The organism is Chromohalobacter beijerinckii (assembly GCF_023061185.1).
Taxonomy (GTDB): domain Bacteria; phylum Pseudomonadota; class Gammaproteobacteria; order Pseudomonadales; family Halomonadaceae; genus Chromohalobacter; species Chromohalobacter beijerinckii.
Genome location: NZ_JAKGAK010000016.1, coordinates 1 through 15687 on the forward strand (window position 1 = coordinate 1; position 15687 = coordinate 15687).

Genomic DNA, 15687 nt, shown 5'->3' on the forward strand with positions numbered 1-15687 from the left:
CACCGGGCCGAAGGCGCCGGCGGGTGGCGCCCAACTGGGCTGCGTGAGTTCGGCGTAGAACTGCGTGGCATCCACTGATGCGATGGCGCCGATCCCGGCGGTAATGAAGCTGACCACCAGCCAGCCGATCAGACCGAGAACCTGGTGGCGAGTCGAAAATGCTTGCATGGCGGTATCCCTTCCCCGTCGAAACGGTCTTCAGAATGTGCGATATGGCGATGATATGCCAAGCGTTTTTCAGATATTGCGCTGAAACGTCGCAGTGCGTTTGCTTTTCCCTATAAATCGCAAGGGATTGTTAAACCTTGGTTATTCATTCGAAGCATGCTCGCAGAGTATTAACCGCCACGATACTGATCAATCTAGGTTAATTTTTGCTTTATTTTCAGGTAGTTATTGTTATTCAGGGGTGTCGGGTATAGGCTGTTTGAAAAGTTGACAAAAATAATCGGGTTTAGGGAGTGAAGATGCGTTCTCAGCATCGCCTGCTGTGCATTATGGAGACCACATGAATCCTGCGTCGTTGATTCTGTTGGCATTCGCCATGTCGACAGACGCCTTTGCCGCTTCTATCGGCCGGGGCGCCGAGTTGAGCAAGGTACGCTTCATCAGCGCGCTACGCATAGGCATTGTGTTTGGCGTGGTGGAAGCGATCATGCCGTTGGTGGGGTGGGCGCTCGGCCATGTCGCGATGCGTTTCGTCTCCGGTGTCGACCACTGGATTGCCTTTGCCATGCTGGCGTTGCTGGGCGGGCATATGATCTGGGAAGGATTAAAGAACGGCGGTGCCGATGCGATAAAGGTCGCCGGGGTTCAGCAGGAAGACAAGTCCATATGGTTGATTGCCGTCACAGCCCTGGCCACCAGCATCGACGCCATGGCCGTGGGGATTACGTTAGCGCTGACGGATATCAACATCGTCGTGGCCTCCCTGGCCATCGGCCTGGCGACGACCTTGATGGTCACCTGCGGCACGTTGCTCGGTCGTGCTATTGGCACCGTCGTCGGCAAGTGGGCTGAGGTGCTGGGTGGCCTGATCCTCATCGCCATTGGCGTTGCCGTGCTCTATGAGCATCTGGCCGGCGTTGTATCGGCGTGAACGTTTCATAGCCTGTTGGTCGGGGCTACAAGATCTGACCACAAAGACGCGAGCCAATAAAAACGGGGTGGGCCCATTTGGGCCCACCCCGTCTGCTTTCTACGTTACTGCTGTCTTGCCTTCTATCGCTGACCGTCAGACGTTACTCGTCGTCTTCCGGCAGCGCGTAGACGACGACCTGGTCGCCGACCTGATCCTTCAGGATCGAGTTGCCGCCTGCCACGAAGGCGACGTATTCGCGGCCTTCATACTCGTAGACGGCGGGATTGGCGACGGCGGGCGCTTCGGCCTGGTCTTCCCACAGCTCTTCGCCGCTGTCGAGCGAGTAGGCGCGCAGTTTGGCGTCCATCGAGGCACCGATGAAGACCAGGTTGCCGGCCGTGACTGCAGGACCACCGATGGTGGGCGAGCCCCAGCTTTCAGGCATGAAGAAGCCGTACTGCTGCGAGGAGCCGATCGGACGACGCCATTTCACATCGCCGGTTTTCATGTCGAGCGCGACGACTTCGCCGAAGGGCGGTTCCCAGCACGGCATGCCGAGCCAGTTACGTGCCACTTCGAGACGCATACCGTAAGGCGCCCCTGTCTGCGGTGCGAAGCCACTTTCGTTGCCCGAGCCACTATCGGCTTTCTCGTACGCTTCACGCTCGTAGAGCTTTACGTACTGCACGATGTGCGAGGTGTTGACGATGGCCGTCTGGCTGACGGGATCAAAGGCAACACCGCCCCATTGCACGCCACCGGAGCTATCAGGATAGGTCAGTGCACCTTCACCCTTGGTGGTGGGCGGCGTGTACATGCCTTCATACGTCAGGTTGTCCCAGAGCTTGGAACACTGGCCACCGCCAACGACATCGGCGAGTTTCCAGATCTTCGGCTTCTCGGATTGGTCGAGCAGCGGGGCGGGCTTGGTCGGGAAGGGTTGCGTATCCGCGTATTCTTCGCCTTTGACGGAGCCATCACCCTGCGGTACCGGACGCTCCTCGATCGGCCAGACGTCCTCACCGGTCAGGCGGTTGACGACGAACAGGAAGCCTTGCTTGGTGGCCTGGATCAATGCCGGAATTTCCTCGCCATCCACCGTGATGTCCATCAGTGTTGGCGCGGAGTTGATGTCATAGTCCCAGACGTCGTGGTGGACCCACTGGCGTGACCAGACGACTTCGCCGGTATCGACGTCAAGCGCGGTGGTCGAGGTCGCCAGGGGCGCTTCCTCGGTGCGGTTGCCGCCCCAGTAGTTGGGCGACGGTGAGGAGATCGGCAGATACACGAGGCCGTTTTCCTCGTCGGCGGACATGTGCGTCCACACGTTGGCGGTACCGCTCTTCTCACGCATCTCTTCGGAAAGGGCGTTGAAGCTCCATTCGCGCTCGCCGGTGCGGGCATTGATGGAGAACACGGTGCCGGGAGGCGCTTGCTCGAACGCCCAGTCTTTGCCGGCCCAACCGATAAGCAGGTGATCGTCTACCACGGTCGGTGGCTGCAGCAGCGACAGCGGCCACTTATTGTGGGTGTCGTTCCACTGGTTGACGTCGAGTACGCCGTTATCGGCGAAGCTGGTGCACTTCTCGCCAGTGTCGGCATCGACGGCGAAGAGCTGCGCGTCCATGGTGCCGAGATAGACGATTTTCTGGCAGGACTCGCCTTCGACCGGGTCATCCGCTTCCCAGTAGGCGACGCCGCGGCTCTTGAGCGCGGGCTGCGTCATTGCTTCAAGCGTGGACTCGGTGTCGAAGCTCCACTTCTGCTCGCCGGTGGCGGGGTCGAGCGCGAGAATGCGATAGAACGGCGTGCCGATATAGAGCGTGTCGTTGGCGAACACCGGCGTCGCGGACCAGACAGTGGGCGGCAGGTCGCCGGAGCCGTCGGAGACATCGCCAGTGTGCACTTCCCAGACCTTTTCCAGGTCACCGACGTTATCGGCGTTGATCTGGTCGAGGGGGCTGTATTTCTGCGCGTTGAGCTGGCCGTGGAAGCTATCCCAGGTCGGTGTGCCGGGGACCAGCGGTATCGATTCGGACGAAGCTTGTTGGGATGAAGCTTGCGACGTCGCGCCCTCTTGTGCACTCGAGGCGTCCTGATCGGCGTCCTGATCCTGCGCCAGAAGCGGCAAAGGCGTCAGGAAAAGCGCCAGCGCCGTGGCCGTGCCCAGGCGTTGCGCGGTGGTTCTCAATGTCGGCATGGGACGGCTCCTTATGGTTGGGCGGGATGAGCGGTGCGGTTCGCGAGGGCCACATCTAGAATCAGCCCGATTAGGCCGACCACCATGGCGACACAGATCCACCATTGATGTAGGAGGAGGGCTGCGAAGAAGGTGCCGGCCAGGCCCAGCAAAATCAGCACGCGCCACACGTTACGCGAGGCGTTCCCTTTCAATGCAGGCAAGATGAGCGCCATGACGGCCAGGGCGATGTTGGCCAGGATGGCGACAAGCGCGCCAAGTGTGCCATTGACCCCGGTCAGCGGGGTGAAATAGGCATAGAGTGCGATGGCAAACCCGACGATCGAGGCTACCAGCAGCACAATGGCGCCCAACCTTTGCGAGCGAGATTGTGGCATGGCGTTGTTGTCTCCTTGTGGGACAGGAATGATCACCTGGCTCTTTTATTCCGCCGTTGGGCTGGGGCACATAGCGCCAAGCTCAAAGGGGATGAGCGAAATGGTTGAGCCTTGGCTACGTCTTTGGTCGTAGCTCTCGGCTCCCATTTTAGTAAAAAACGTAGGACTTTTGTGGCCTTGTTTCAAAAAATTATTTTTCTGCTAACGAATTTGTGCGTGGAGGCGCCGTAAGGCGGTACATGGGGCTTGATGATCGAGAAGAACTTGACGCGCAGTGAATCTTTTAGCATGCTAATTGTGTAATGCGACAAAACGCCGCATCACCACCAAAATCCAGGAGTGGTCATGAAAGCACTCAACAAGCTGTTCTCGATGTTGGCAACCATCGTCGTCTCTGCATTGCTGCCGTTCTCTATGGTGGCGGAAAGCGAGGCTAATCAAAACGTTAGTGTCCATAACGACACGGCGAACGTCTCCACTCTGAACGCCAAACAGCGTCAAGATGACGAATCCCTGTAAGTTGCGTCGACTCCCGAGGCGCCGCCAATAGTGTAGTCTGTCGCGCATCATTCACGCGTCGTGCTCGGCGTGTCATGTCACGAGGGCTACACCATGCTGAGGATCTCCGATACGGTGACGCTCGCCGATTGGGAAATCGATATCAGCCAGATTCGCGCGCAAGGCGCCGGCGGCCAGAACGTCAACAAGGTCGCCTCGGCGGTGCATCTACGTTTCGATATTCCCCGCTCGTCATTGCCGCCGTTCTACAAAGAACGCTTGATGGCGCTGTCCGATCAGCGTATTAGCAAGGATGGTGTGATCATCCTCAAGGCGCAGCGTTATCGCACGCTTGAAGCCAACAAGGAAGAAGCGCTGGCGCGTCTCAAGGCACTCATCCAGGACGCGGTAAAGCAGCACAAGGTGCGCCGCCCCACCCAGCCTTCCAAGGGCGCGAAGCGCCGCCGTGTCGACAAGAAAACCCGCAAGGGCAAGACCAAGGCCTTGCGTGGCAAGGTAGAGACGTAACACCGCTGTCAGCCGGCGGAGCGCTTCACGCCGGCTAATCTTTCAGAAAATCAGTAAAGGTCTGCATTTAGTGGCTTGATACTGACGTCAAAAAATGAAGGCTCTAGTTTTCGGTCCAGCGGTTCGAACATTGCATGCATAAAGTCCATGAGCTCATGGTTGGCGGAGATAGCAGAGGAGACGTCACGATTGAGGACCGCATCAAGAATTTTAATGTGAATTAGTATGTTCTTGTTGATTGAGGTGGCGTCTCCTAAATGGCTTTGGTAAAGAAAGCCTAAGCGCCGAAATATGGTATGTAATGGTCGTAGTGTGCGTGCTACAAAAGGCTCGTTGGCGGCTTCAAGAATGAGTTGATCCATCCGCTTATCAAGGTCGTTGAATCGACGCAAGTCATTATTCGACTCGGCTTCGTGCAAAGCTTGAATTAAATGGTGCATTTGGTTTCGCACTAAACCGCTTTCATTCTCAATAGCCATCTCAAGTACAAAACATTCAAGATCACGCCGGATCTTGAGTAATCGCTTCTCTCTTGCCAGGTCGATAGGAGTGATGCGTATCCCAATGCCTGCCTGCATCTCCAGCAAGGTATCATCAGTCAATTTGCGAGTAGCTTCCAAAACTGGGGTGCGGCCCAGCCCTACCTGCTTCTGCAAGTCGGCCATGGTCATGAAGGCGCCTGGCTGAATATCCATATGAGCAATGCTTGATTCAAGCCGCTCATAAGCCAGATTTCCCTGGGACTTACTGTAAGTTGCTGATTTTTTTGTATCAGACATTGTTTTACCTGTCCATCGTTAATCTTAAGTATTATGGAATACTTTGAAATTTGGCGATATATTTCTTATTAGACAACGAAATCTAAGGGCATAAAAGCAGCGTTAGACAAAGGTGGCATGTAGTGAATGCTTAGCCTTGGCTGCTCGGGGAATGACCGTGATGCTCCTTCTGAAGCCTTGAAAATTAGGGGTGACGATGCGGTTATTCAACAGCTTTAACTATCCTGATGCAAGGGAGTAAGCGGCTTATGACGCTTTTTGATCTATCGGGCAAGACAGCATTGATCACAGGCTCATCTGGTGGCCTGGGTTTTGCTATGGCAAGGGGGTTGGCACAAGCCGGGGCCCAAGTCATTTTGCATGGGCGCAACCAAGACAAGCTGCATGAGGCTCACTTAGCACTGTCCGGTGAAGGCTTCAATGTTTTGAAGATTTCCTTCGATATTACGGATGAAGCCGCTATCGAAAAGGCCCTTGGTAACCTCAAGGAGGATGGCGTATATGTTGATATTCTAGTCAACAACGCTGGCATGCAGCTGCGAAAGCCGCTGGTAGAGTTGACTCGCAATGAGTGGGATACGGTCATCAATACGAACTTGTCGAGCGCTTTCTTACTTGGCCGCAATGTCGCACGCCAAATGATAGCGCGCGGTCAGGGTGGCAAGGTAATCAATATTGGTTCGCTAATGAGCTCCGTAGCTCGTCCTACTGTAGGCGCCTATACGGCTGCTAAAGGCGGGGTACGGTTATTGACGCAATCGATGGCGGCGGAATGGGCAGAGCATGGTATCCAGTCTAACGCGATTGGTCCTGGTTACATGATTACCGAGATGACGCAACCGCTAGTCGATGATCCCGATTTCAATGGCTGGATCACTGGACGTACACCATCGCGGCGCTGGGGAACGCCTGAAGACTTGGTCGGGACGGTGGTGTACTTAGCGTCGCCTGCTTCCAACTATGTCAATGGACAGATTATCTACGTCGATGGCGGCATGCTCGCCGTACTTTGATGAGCTCCTACACAAGGGTTAGTGAATAGAGCTTACGCTCATGACAATGACAAGTTTCCTAACCTACACGTTGTAATGTAAACATAAGATCAATAGGACGTATCATGAAAATCAAACACTCCTTGCGTGGCCTACCGGTAATTACTGCACTGTTATCGACATTGGCTATTTCCGTTGCTAGCACATCGGCATTGGCAGCCGAGTACAACGCCAAGCTTTCGCTTGACGTGCCAGAGGGTAACACTAAGTACGTTGCGGCTAAAAAGTTTGCCGATATGGTGCGCGAGCGAACCGATGATAATGTCGATATTAAGCTGTTTCCCAACAGTGTCCTCGGCGGTGAGAGCGAATCGGCAGAAGGCATTAGGCTTGGCTCCGTACAGATGGGGATCATTACTAGCTCGGTGCTGACTTCTTGGGTACCCGAAGTTCAGGTTCTTGATCTACCTTATTTGATCAACAGTGACGAACAGGCGGTAGCGATTAACGAGCCTCTCACTGATGAATTGGCGCCCAAGTTTGAGGGTGAAGGTTTCCACCTCATGGGGTTTTCGGTCAATGGCATCCGTCAGTTGATGAGCAGCACTCCAATTCATTCGGTTGATGACGTTAAGGGGAAAAAGATGCGCGTCATCCAGAGTCCACTGCACGTCGCTATGTGGAAAGCCGCCGGTGCTAACCCTACGCCAATCCCAGCTCCCGAGATATATAACTCAATGCAGACAGGGGTGATCGACTTTTTTGATAATACAGCGACCAATTACCTTACCAATCGCTTCTATGAAGTTGCGCCTTACTACGTAAAAACTGGGCACGTTTATGCGATGGGGACTTGGGTAGTGTCACAAAGCTGGTGGCAGCGTTTGCCGGAGGAATACCAGCAAGAGATCACCAAGGCTGCCAACGAAGTTCAGGAGCAACTGCCTGCTATGCGTCAGCAAGATGATAAGGCGGCTCTAGCCAAGACTGTTGAGGATGGCGCCACCATCATTGAGATCGATGATAAAGGTCCGTGGAAAGAAGCCATGCAGCCAGTCAGGGAGGAGTACACCAAGAAAATTCCTAACGGCAAGGCACTCGTCTCGCTGATTGAGAACGCCGACTGAACCTTGGAAGCGATCCCGCCACCATGGCGGGGTCGCACGTTCCATCCCACCTCAATGGCGTTGCCATTCTGGAGCGTATCGAATGTCAGCCTATCGCCTTTCTCACACGCTGCCTTTGCTGAGTCTTGGTCGCGCCGCTGCTGGGCTGGAGTCGGTGGTCCGCCTGCTGATCTTCGTCAATTTGCTGGCGATGACGATAGACGTATTCGCTGGCGTAGTCTCGCGCTATGTATTCAATGACGCCTTTTCGTGGACCGCTGAGTTCGCGGTTTGGTCGTTCACCTGGTTGATCTTCCTCGGGGCGGCGTTAGGGATCCGACAGCAGCGCCACGTCGCTGCTGATTTTTTGACCAAGAATTTATCTGGTTGGTCGTCAGGCCTGCTGGGCTTCATCCAGAGCCTGATCTTGGCTCTGACGGTAATGATGATGATGTTCAGTGGCTACCAGCTTGCCGAGATGGTCGGCGGAGTCAGTGCCAGCTTGGAGTGGCCTAAGGTATATAAGTACGCGGTCATTCCGGTATTTGGCCTGATTGGCTTGGTATTCCTGCTTGCTCGAGATGCTGACAACACGCGTACCTTGGTCCGCAATTTCTTGGCACTTGGTATTGCTGGCCTGCTTTATCTTGGTCTCGATCATGGCTTGCTTGCTCCGTTACAGGGTGTTTCGCCTAGTCTGATCATGCTGGTCGCATTCTTCGTGGCTCTGGTAGTTGGTGTGCCGGTCTCTTTTTCTTTGATGTTCGGGGTCTTCCTGGCTAACTCGGCGTCGTTCATCCTTCCAGCGCCAGCGATCGTTCAGAATATGGTCACCGGTTCGACCAAGTTTATTCTATTGGCAATCCCGTTTTTCCTCTCGACCGGCTATCTACTCAATCTAGGAGGCCTGTCCACACGCTTGATCGACTTTGCCTCTAGCCTGGTTGGCCACTTACGTGGTGGCTTGGCCCATGTCAACGTACTCAATAGCCTGATGGTGGGCGGCATTTCCGGGTCGTCGAGCGCCGACGCTGCTAGTAGCACCAAGATCTTGGTCCCCGAGATGGTTCAGCGTGGCTATTCACCGGCATTCTCCTGTGCGGTCACGGCTTCATCGGCGATTCTGCCCAATGTCGTGCCGCCAGCGATTGCCATGCTGGTTTACGCTTCAGTGGCTAATGTCTCCATCGCTCGGCTGTTTATGGCCGGTATCCTGCCAGCGATCCTCTGTGCGGGCGTCCTGATGGGGGTCTCCTACTTGATCTCGGTGCGTCGTCAGTACCAAACGGCCACTGCTCGAGCCCCTTGGAACGACGTTTGGCGTAGCTTCCTGCGTGCCTTGCCGGTGTTGGTCATTACCGTTGGTGTGCTGGGGGGAATTCGGTTTGGCATTATCACCGCTACCGAGGCGGGAGTCATAGCGTTGCTCTGGACGTTCGTACTCGGCAAATTTGTATTCCGTGAATATGGCTGGAAGAAATTCTACCGTGCCTTCGCCGAGTGCGGGACCGATGCCGCCTTGGTGGGTTTTTTGATCGCCGCCTCGGTGCCCTTCGCCTGGGTCCTGATCGCCGAGCAAGTACCCCAAGAGATTGTCGCTTGGGCGAGTACCATCGTTGATGGCCAACTTGGGCTGTTCATCATCCTGCTGGTGGTCTTGGCCGCTGCGGGGATGTTTCTCGATCTGACCCCGGCGATGCTGATTATTGCGCCACTGTTCTTGCCAATGATGACTAACGCTGGGGTCGACCCTGTTCAGCTCGGTATCATTATGATCATTGTCCTGCAGCTCGGCGGCGTCTCCCCGCCAGTAGGTCTGTTGGTGTTTATCTCATCCCAAATTGCCAAGGTTTCACCTTCGGCAGTGTTCAGGGCGGTGGTGCCATTTATTGCTGGGGCTATGGTGGTAGTGGTTCTGCTATGTTTATTCCCGTTCCTGACGGTAGGCCTGTGGGAGCTTTTGGGATGACCATACAACTTATCTAAAGTATGTGGTTTGCGTACTGTGTGACAAGATAGATACGTGACCTGCTGTCAGCCGACGTGTCGTTTCACGCCGGCTGAGTGGGAAGCGCGAGTAGTTCACGTTCCAGGGCGAAGATGTGCGGGTCGTCGTGGCCCATGTCACGCAGCGCTTGGGCCAGGTTGAGCAGGTAATCGCGATTGGGGCCGCTGGGCCCGTGGGATTCGGCGATCTGCCGGGCGATCGCGGTGTCAGGTGCAGGGCCGAGGAAGGCGGCATTGTCCTCGCCGGCGAGATAGACCAGGCCCTCGCGGTTTTCCTCTTCCTCGACGTCATCGAAGTGCAGCGGCGTGACCACGCGCAGATAGCCATTTTTCTCGCGCACATCCAGCGGGCCGAGCACATCTTGGGTGATGCGGTAGGCCATGCCATGGCAGACCGCGCCAGGGCGTTCGGTCAGCGTGGCGACACGTCCCGGCGCCTGTGGCGTGCCGCGGTGGTCGTGCGAGCCCTGCCAGAAACGTCTTTCCCAGCCGATGATATGTGCAGGCCGACTTTCCAGAAACGAGAAATCCGCCTTCCAGATCAGCGAGCCATAGCCAAAAAGCCAGATCGCCTCATGGTCGTTGAAATGCGTCATTTGCTGGTTGATCGCGGTCGTATCGAGCGTCATGACTCTCTTGCGTACGTCGAGTGAATAAACGGGAATCTCTCCCCGATTATGCACGTTTTGGCGTCGATATGCGGCATACCTCTTTTTGCACCATCGCGGTGCGCATTCGATTCGGCTATGCTCAAGGGCCGATTCTTCGGGCCGTTTCCATTACACGTAGCGGGGCGCATTGTGATAGGCGCCGCGTGGTCTTTCTTCATGGAGGTGGGTATGTCGCCGTCCCTGCTGGGAATCTTGATCATGTGCGCCGGGGTGTTGTGCCTCGCGTTGGGCGATGCGATTTCCAAGTGGCTGGGCGCCACCTACGACCCGATTCAGATCATCTTCTTCCGCACCCTGATCTCGCTGCCGTTGATCGCGCTGCTGGCACGTTTCAACGGCGGCTGGCAAAAGCTCAAGACCCGGCGCCCGGGCGTGCATCTCATGCGCGGGTTGATCTTCACTGGCACGATGTTTTGCTTTGTCACCGGCCTGACTCTACTGCCATTGGCGGAAACTACCGCCATCGCCTTCGCCGCGCCGTTGTTCGTGACGCTGCTGTCTGGCCCGCTGCTCAAGGAACGCGTCGAACGTCTGCCGTTCATCGCCTCGCTGGTCGGCTTCGCCGGTGTTCTGGTCGTGGTGCGCCCCGGCGCGGCGGGCTTCCAGTGGGGTGCGCTGATCGTCGTCGGCGCCGCGGTGTGCTACGCGCTGATGATGATCACTGCGCGGCGCTATGGCGGTAAGGAAAGCCTTTGGGCGATGGTCTTCTACGCCACGCTGGTGCCCTTGATCGTTAGCGCTATGTTGCTGCCCAATGTTTGGCGGATGCCCGAGGGGGCGGCGTGGCTGGGCTTCATCGGGTCCGGCATCTTCGGCGTGGGCGCGGTGTCGTGCATCACGCTGGCGTTTCGTTACGCCCCGGCGGCGTTGGCGGCGCCGTTCGATTACACGGCTATGGTTTGGGCCGTGCTGCTGGGCTGGTGGTTGTGGGATGAAGTGCCGGATATCTGGGTCTTCATCGGCGCGTTGGTGATCATCGGCAGCGGCGTCGCCATCGCCTTGTATGAACGGCAGGTGTCAATCAAGGCCCGCCCGACGACCTGATACTGGCGGCCCATGCCGGTGAATCCTCGCGTACTTGACGTACATCAAGGTTTGCGATGCGTGCCCTGCCACAGTGGTGGAATGGTTTTCGACCACTCAAGAGGCAGGAACTCATGTTGATGACGCTAATGCGCCGTTTCTCGGTGCGCGTTCGCATGGTGGGCGCTATCGTCGTCGTTCTGGTGTTGCTGGGCATGCTGGGAGGAACCGGGGCATGGGGCATATACCGCTTGTACGACGCCAGTCTGGGACTGTTGGATCAGGGGGTCGTGCAGGAGACCCAGTCCGGTATCATGGCCACGCGGCTGGCCGAGGTGGCGCAAGGTTCGCTGTTGTTGTTCGTAGTCGCGGGGCTGGTGACGATCCTGGTCGTGGCGCCGCTGACCTGGCTCAACATGCGGGCGATCTGTGCGCCGGTGCGCGAGGCCAAGGACTATGCGACCGCCATCGCCGGGGGAGATCTCACTCAGCCGATCGCCTGCCAGGGGCGTGATGAAATCAGCGAGCTGCAGGAGGCCCTGGGCACCATGCAGACGGGCCTGGGCGGCATGGTCGCCCAGGTGCGCGACGCCAGCGATAGCGTCGCCATCGCCAGCGAGGAAATCGCCCTGGGCAATCAGGACCTCGCCACGCGCACCGAACAATCGGTGGGCAACTTGCAGCAGAGCGTCGCCTCAATCGCCCAGTTGACCGAGAGCATCCAGCAGACCGCGCAGGCCGCGCAGCGAGCCGACGAGCTGGCCACGCATACCGCCGAGGCAGCCGTGCGCGGTGGCGAAGCGGTGAAGGACGTGGTCGCGCGCATGCATGCCATCGCCGAGGCGGAACGGCGTATCGGCGACATCGTCGGGCTGATCGACGACATCGCCTTCCAGACCAATCTGCTGGCCCTGAACGCCTCAGTCGAGGCCGCCCGCGCGGGAGGCCAGGGCCGCGGTTTCGCCGTGGTCGCCAGTGAGGTACGCAATCTCGCGGGACGTTCCGCCACGGCGGCCAACGAGATCAAGACGCTGATTCGCGACAGCGGCGAAACGGTGGCCGCCGGCGTGAGCCAGGCCGAAGCCACGGGAACGACCATCGAGGAGATCGTTGCCGGGGTGCAGCGGGTCAGTGGCGCGATCAGCGAGATCAGCAGCACCGCCAGCGAACAGTCCAGTGGTATCGAGCAGGTCAACCATGCGGTGGAGCGCATCGACCGCATGATCCAGCAGAACGCGGCCCTGGTCGAGCAGTCCGCGGCCGCGGCGGCCTCGCTGCACGATCAGTCATCCCGACTGGCCAGCGTGGTACACCGGTTCCGCCTCATGGAGACGTCGCAGGAGACACCCGCGTCGCGTGACGCAGCACCCCGCCGGGCCTTGCCAGCGCACCACCAGGTCGAGGCGCACGCCGCTTGGGCATAGCCGGCCCGTGCCGAGTATTTCGGCGCGTATCTTGCACCGTTATCGAGATCGATCCGGAACGGAGGCACGACCATGCAGACGTTTTTTCATGCCGAGCAGCGCCGCCACCACCCCCGGCTCTACTTTTCGCGCGGCAAGCTGCGCGAGCCTCAGGAGGTTCCCACGCGCCTCGATGGCTTGCTGGGTGCCGCTCGGCGCCTGGGATTCGAAGTGCGTACACCGCCGGATAGTGGCCTGGCGGCGATTCGCGCCGTGCACCATCTGCCGTACCTGCGCTTTCTGAAAAGCGCTCATCGTCGCTGGACGGCGCTGGGTGATGATTGGGGCGACGAGGTCATGTCCAATGTCTTCGTGCGCTCGCCCAATGCCATGCGTGGCATCTTGGCAGAAGCGGGGCGTTACCTGGCGGATGGCAGTGCGCCAATAGGGGAGGCGACCTGGGATTCCGCGTACTGGGCGGCGCAAAGCGCGATTGCCGGCGCCGATGCGCTCAATCATGGGGCACGCCAGGCTTATGCGCTGACGCGGCCGCCAGGGCACCACGCCCGCGCCGATGCCGCTGGCGGCTTCTGCTTTCTCAACAACACCGCCATCGCTGCACAGCATCTGACCGCACGTTACCCGCGCGTCGTGGTGCTGGATACCGACATGCACCACGGCCAAGGGGTGCAGGAAATCTTCTATGACCGCGCCGACGTGATGTACATCTCGGTGCATGGCGACACCACTAACTTCTATCCGGCGGTGACCGGTTTCGAGGATGAACGTGGTCATGGCGCGGGAGAGGGCTACAACCTCAATCTGGCGATGCCGCACGGATCACCAGAAGCGGTGTTCTTCGAGCGTCTGGATGAAGCCTGCCAGGCGCTTCGGTTGTTCGAGCCGGACGCGCTGGTGCTGGCGCTGGGTTTCGACATCCATGAGCAGGACCCGCAGGCCAAGGTGGCGGTTTCCACGCCGGGGTTTGGCAAGCTCGGGCGCGTGGTGGCCGAGCTCGACCTGCCGACGCTCGTGGTGCAGGAAGGCGGCTATTATCTCGAGGGGCTGGAAGCCAACGCGGTGAGCTTCTTCGAGGGCCTGACCCAAGGCTGATAGAGGGTCGAGTTTATCGGCAGGCATTGAATAAGAAAGTTTTTATAAAAAAGAGGTGTTCACGCTCAAGTATGCCTATGGGATGTCGATATTGGGTACAGCCGTCCACCATGGCGTCAACATTCCTTAACATCCCTCTGATTAACTCGTCGTACTCCTCCCCAATGAGACGCCGAGCCGGGTACGACGATGCGCATCAAGACCAGTTTCAAGATCGCTATCTTGTTGTTGTTCATCACCTATCGGGTGGTGTGTCTGGTGCGTGCCTGCCGTATGAAAGGGCGACGCCTCACCGGGCGGCGCGCCGCTAAACGACAATCGCCCGTGGCCTAGGCCTTGGAGAGCGGCGTCACGCGGGCAAGTGCGTGGCGATGCGTTCGGCCTGCCGATACCGGGATGCCTGCATGTCCGCCATGCCGTCGAGCACATGCGCATGTACGGACGCCGGTGCGGTATCTGGCCGCCCGGCGTCGAAGGGCGGCTCGGGTGCATATTCCAGCGTCAGTTGCGCCGCCTGGGCGGTCTCGTCACCCAGCAGCTCGGCGATGACCGTCAGCGCCAGATCGATGCCGGCCGTGACGCCTCCGCCCGTGATGAGGTTGCCGTCCCGCACGACGCGCCCCGCATCGGGGATGGCGCCGAAGAGTGGCAGCATGTCTCGCCAGGCCCAGTGACAGGCCGCACGTCTCCCCCGCAGAAGGCCGGCCGCGCCCAGGATCAATGAGCCGGTGCAGACCGATGTCAGGTACCGCGAGGTACTGGCGAGCCGCTGAATGGCGTGAAGGAATCGTGCATCCTCTGCGGCGTCGAGGCACCCCAGCCCGCCCGGTACGCACAGCACGTCGCATGCCTCGATAACGTCCAGGTCGGCCAGGTTGGTGAAGGTCAGCCCCTGGGCCTCTACCGGCAGGCCGCCGACGGAGGCGACCACGACCTCGGTTTGGGGCACACGCGAGAAGAATTGATGAGGTCCGGTGAAATCCAACTGCGTGACGCCGGGATAGATCGGTATCACGATATGTATTGTCGACGCCATGGCGGTATCCGTAGGCAAGGGTTGTCTCATACAGAATAGCGCGCATGAAAAAAATCGCCCGTGGTCCAGGAGGCCACGGGCGATCAAAGGTCATGGCACCGGACGGCGCCTGACCCAGTAGGTCACGTGTAACGGGTTACTTCTGCAGCTTGACCATGCGCAGGTACGGCTTCTTCTCGTCCCAGCCTTGCGGGAAGAGTTCCTTAGCCTTTTCGTTATCGACCGAGGGCACGATGATGCAGTCGTCGCCTTCGGTCCAGTTGACCGGTGTGGCGACCTTCTGGCTGTCGGTCAGCTGAAGGCTATCCAGCACGCGCAGGATCTCTGAGAAGTTGCGACCGGTACTGGCCGGGTAGGTCAGCGTCAGGCGCACTTTCTTGCTGGGGTCGATGATGAAGACGCTACGCACCGTCAGGGTGTCGTTGGCGTTGGGGTGAATCATTCCGTACAGCGAGCTGACCTTGCGGTCGGCGTCCGCCAGCAGCGGAAAGTTCAGGCCATGGCCCTGAGTTTCCTTGATGTCGCCTTCCCATGCCTTGTGATCGTCCAGCGGGTCGACGGACAGCCCCATGGCCTTGGCGTTGCGCTTCTCGAATTCAGGCTTCAGGCGCGACACTTCACCCAGCTCGGTGGTGCATACCGGCGTGAAATCCTTGGGATGCGAGAACAGGATGACCCAGTTGTCGCCTGCCCATTCGTGGAAGTTGATCGTGCCGTCGGTGCTATCTTGGGTGAAATCCGGGGCAATATCGCCGAGTTGTAGTGCCATGGCGTCCTCCTTTCACTGATTGGCGAAGCATTGAGCATCGCATCATAGACCAGGGCATGGGAAACAATGGATTTCGCTAAGCAAATGCATCTTGGATATTTGCC

At 58.2% G+C, this 15687-nt stretch carries 16 protein-coding genes; 10 read left to right on the plus strand and 6 right to left on the minus strand.

All coding sequences use genetic code 11. The features are described 5' to 3' along the window. Positions 1-508: 508 nt before the first annotated feature. Entirely contained in the window at positions 509-1099 is a 591-nt protein-coding gene (locus tag L1075_RS11960; RefSeq protein ID WP_246895214.1) for a manganese efflux pump MntP, read from the plus strand. A 142-nt stretch (positions 1100-1241) separates the two neighbouring features. Here L1075_RS11960 and L1075_RS11965 read toward each other — a convergent pair whose 3' ends face one another. Both L1075_RS11965 and L1075_RS11970 read right to left on the minus strand, forming a co-directional pair. Next, entirely contained in the window at positions 1242-3281 is a 2040-nt protein-coding gene (locus tag L1075_RS11965; RefSeq protein ID WP_246895213.1) for a pyrroloquinoline quinone-dependent dehydrogenase, read from the minus strand. Positions 3282-3292: 11 nt separating this feature from the next. Then, entirely contained in the window at positions 3293-3658 is a 366-nt protein-coding gene (locus L1075_RS11970) for a hypothetical protein (RefSeq protein ID WP_246895212.1), read from the minus strand. A gap of 345 nt (positions 3659-4003) precedes the next feature. Here L1075_RS11970 and L1075_RS11975 point away from each other — a divergent pair, with 345 nt between their 5' ends. Continuing rightward, the gene (locus tag L1075_RS11975) at positions 4004-4177 is read left to right on the plus strand and encodes a hypothetical protein (protein WP_246895211.1); all 174 of its coding nucleotides are present in this window, start codon (positions 4004-4006) and stop codon (positions 4175-4177) included. Between the two features lie 93 nt (positions 4178-4270). After that, positions 4271-4684, plus strand: a complete 414-nt coding sequence (gene arfB, locus L1075_RS11980) for an alternative ribosome rescue aminoacyl-tRNA hydrolase ArfB (RefSeq protein ID WP_246895210.1) — start codon at positions 4271-4273, stop codon at positions 4682-4684. 50 nt (positions 4685-4734) lie between these two features. Here arfB and L1075_RS11985 read toward each other — a convergent pair whose 3' ends face one another. After that, on the minus strand, positions 4735-5463 hold the full coding sequence (locus tag L1075_RS11985) for a GntR family transcriptional regulator (RefSeq protein ID WP_246942041.1): 729 nt from the start codon (positions 5461-5463) through the stop codon (positions 4735-4737). A gap of 248 nt (positions 5464-5711) precedes the next feature. Between L1075_RS11985 and L1075_RS11990 the strand changes: the two genes are divergently transcribed. The 3 genes from L1075_RS11990 (at position 5712) to L1075_RS12000 (ending at position 9530) form a co-directional block, all read left to right on the plus strand. Next, positions 5712-6476, plus strand: a complete 765-nt coding sequence (locus L1075_RS11990) for an SDR family oxidoreductase (protein ID WP_040240652.1) — start codon at positions 5712-5714, stop codon at positions 6474-6476. Positions 6477-6580: 104 nt separating this feature from the next. Continuing rightward, positions 6581-7582, plus strand: coding sequence for a TRAP transporter substrate-binding protein (locus L1075_RS11995; RefSeq protein WP_052444916.1), 1002 nt, complete (start codon positions 6581-6583; stop codon positions 7580-7582). An 82-nt stretch (positions 7583-7664) separates the two neighbouring features. Beyond that, complete coding sequence (locus tag L1075_RS12000) at positions 7665-9530, plus strand: TRAP transporter large permease (protein ID WP_040240654.1); 1866 nt, start codon at positions 7665-7667, stop codon at positions 9528-9530. An 82-nt stretch (positions 9531-9612) separates the two neighbouring features. Here L1075_RS12000 and L1075_RS12005 read toward each other — a convergent pair whose 3' ends face one another. Next, positions 9613-10197 carry a gamma-glutamylcyclotransferase gene (locus L1075_RS12005; protein ID WP_040240656.1) on the minus strand — a complete coding sequence of 195 codons (585 nt, stop codon included), beginning with the start codon at positions 10195-10197 and terminating at the stop codon, positions 9613-9615. 210 nt (positions 10198-10407) lie between these two features. Between L1075_RS12005 and L1075_RS12010 the strand changes: the two genes are divergently transcribed. The 4 genes from L1075_RS12010 (at position 10408) to L1075_RS12025 (ending at position 14111) form a co-directional block, all read left to right on the plus strand. Further along, entirely contained in the window at positions 10408-11283 is an 876-nt protein-coding gene (locus tag L1075_RS12010) for a DMT family transporter (protein WP_040240657.1), read from the plus strand. A gap of 113 nt (positions 11284-11396) precedes the next feature. Next, the gene (locus L1075_RS12015) at positions 11397-12686 is read left to right on the plus strand and encodes a methyl-accepting chemotaxis protein (RefSeq protein WP_246894952.1); all 1290 of its coding nucleotides are present in this window, start codon (positions 11397-11399) and stop codon (positions 12684-12686) included. Positions 12687-12758: 72 nt separating this feature from the next. Further along, complete coding sequence (locus L1075_RS12020; protein ID WP_246894953.1) at positions 12759-13778, plus strand: histone deacetylase family protein; 1020 nt, start codon at positions 12759-12761, stop codon at positions 13776-13778. A 189-nt stretch (positions 13779-13967) separates the two neighbouring features. Then, the gene (locus tag L1075_RS12025; RefSeq protein WP_246894954.1) at positions 13968-14111 is read left to right on the plus strand and encodes a hypothetical protein; all 144 of its coding nucleotides are present in this window, start codon (positions 13968-13970) and stop codon (positions 14109-14111) included. A 16-nt stretch (positions 14112-14127) separates the two neighbouring features. Here L1075_RS12025 and L1075_RS12030 read toward each other — a convergent pair whose 3' ends face one another. Both L1075_RS12030 and L1075_RS12035 read right to left on the minus strand, forming a co-directional pair. Then, positions 14128-14814, minus strand: a complete 687-nt coding sequence (locus L1075_RS12030; RefSeq protein ID WP_246894955.1) for a DJ-1/PfpI family protein — start codon at positions 14812-14814, stop codon at positions 14128-14130. A 136-nt stretch (positions 14815-14950) separates the two neighbouring features. Next, positions 14951-15583, minus strand: coding sequence for a peroxiredoxin (locus L1075_RS12035; protein WP_097021666.1), 633 nt, complete (start codon positions 15581-15583; stop codon positions 14951-14953). Between the last annotated feature and the right edge of the window lie 104 nt (positions 15584-15687).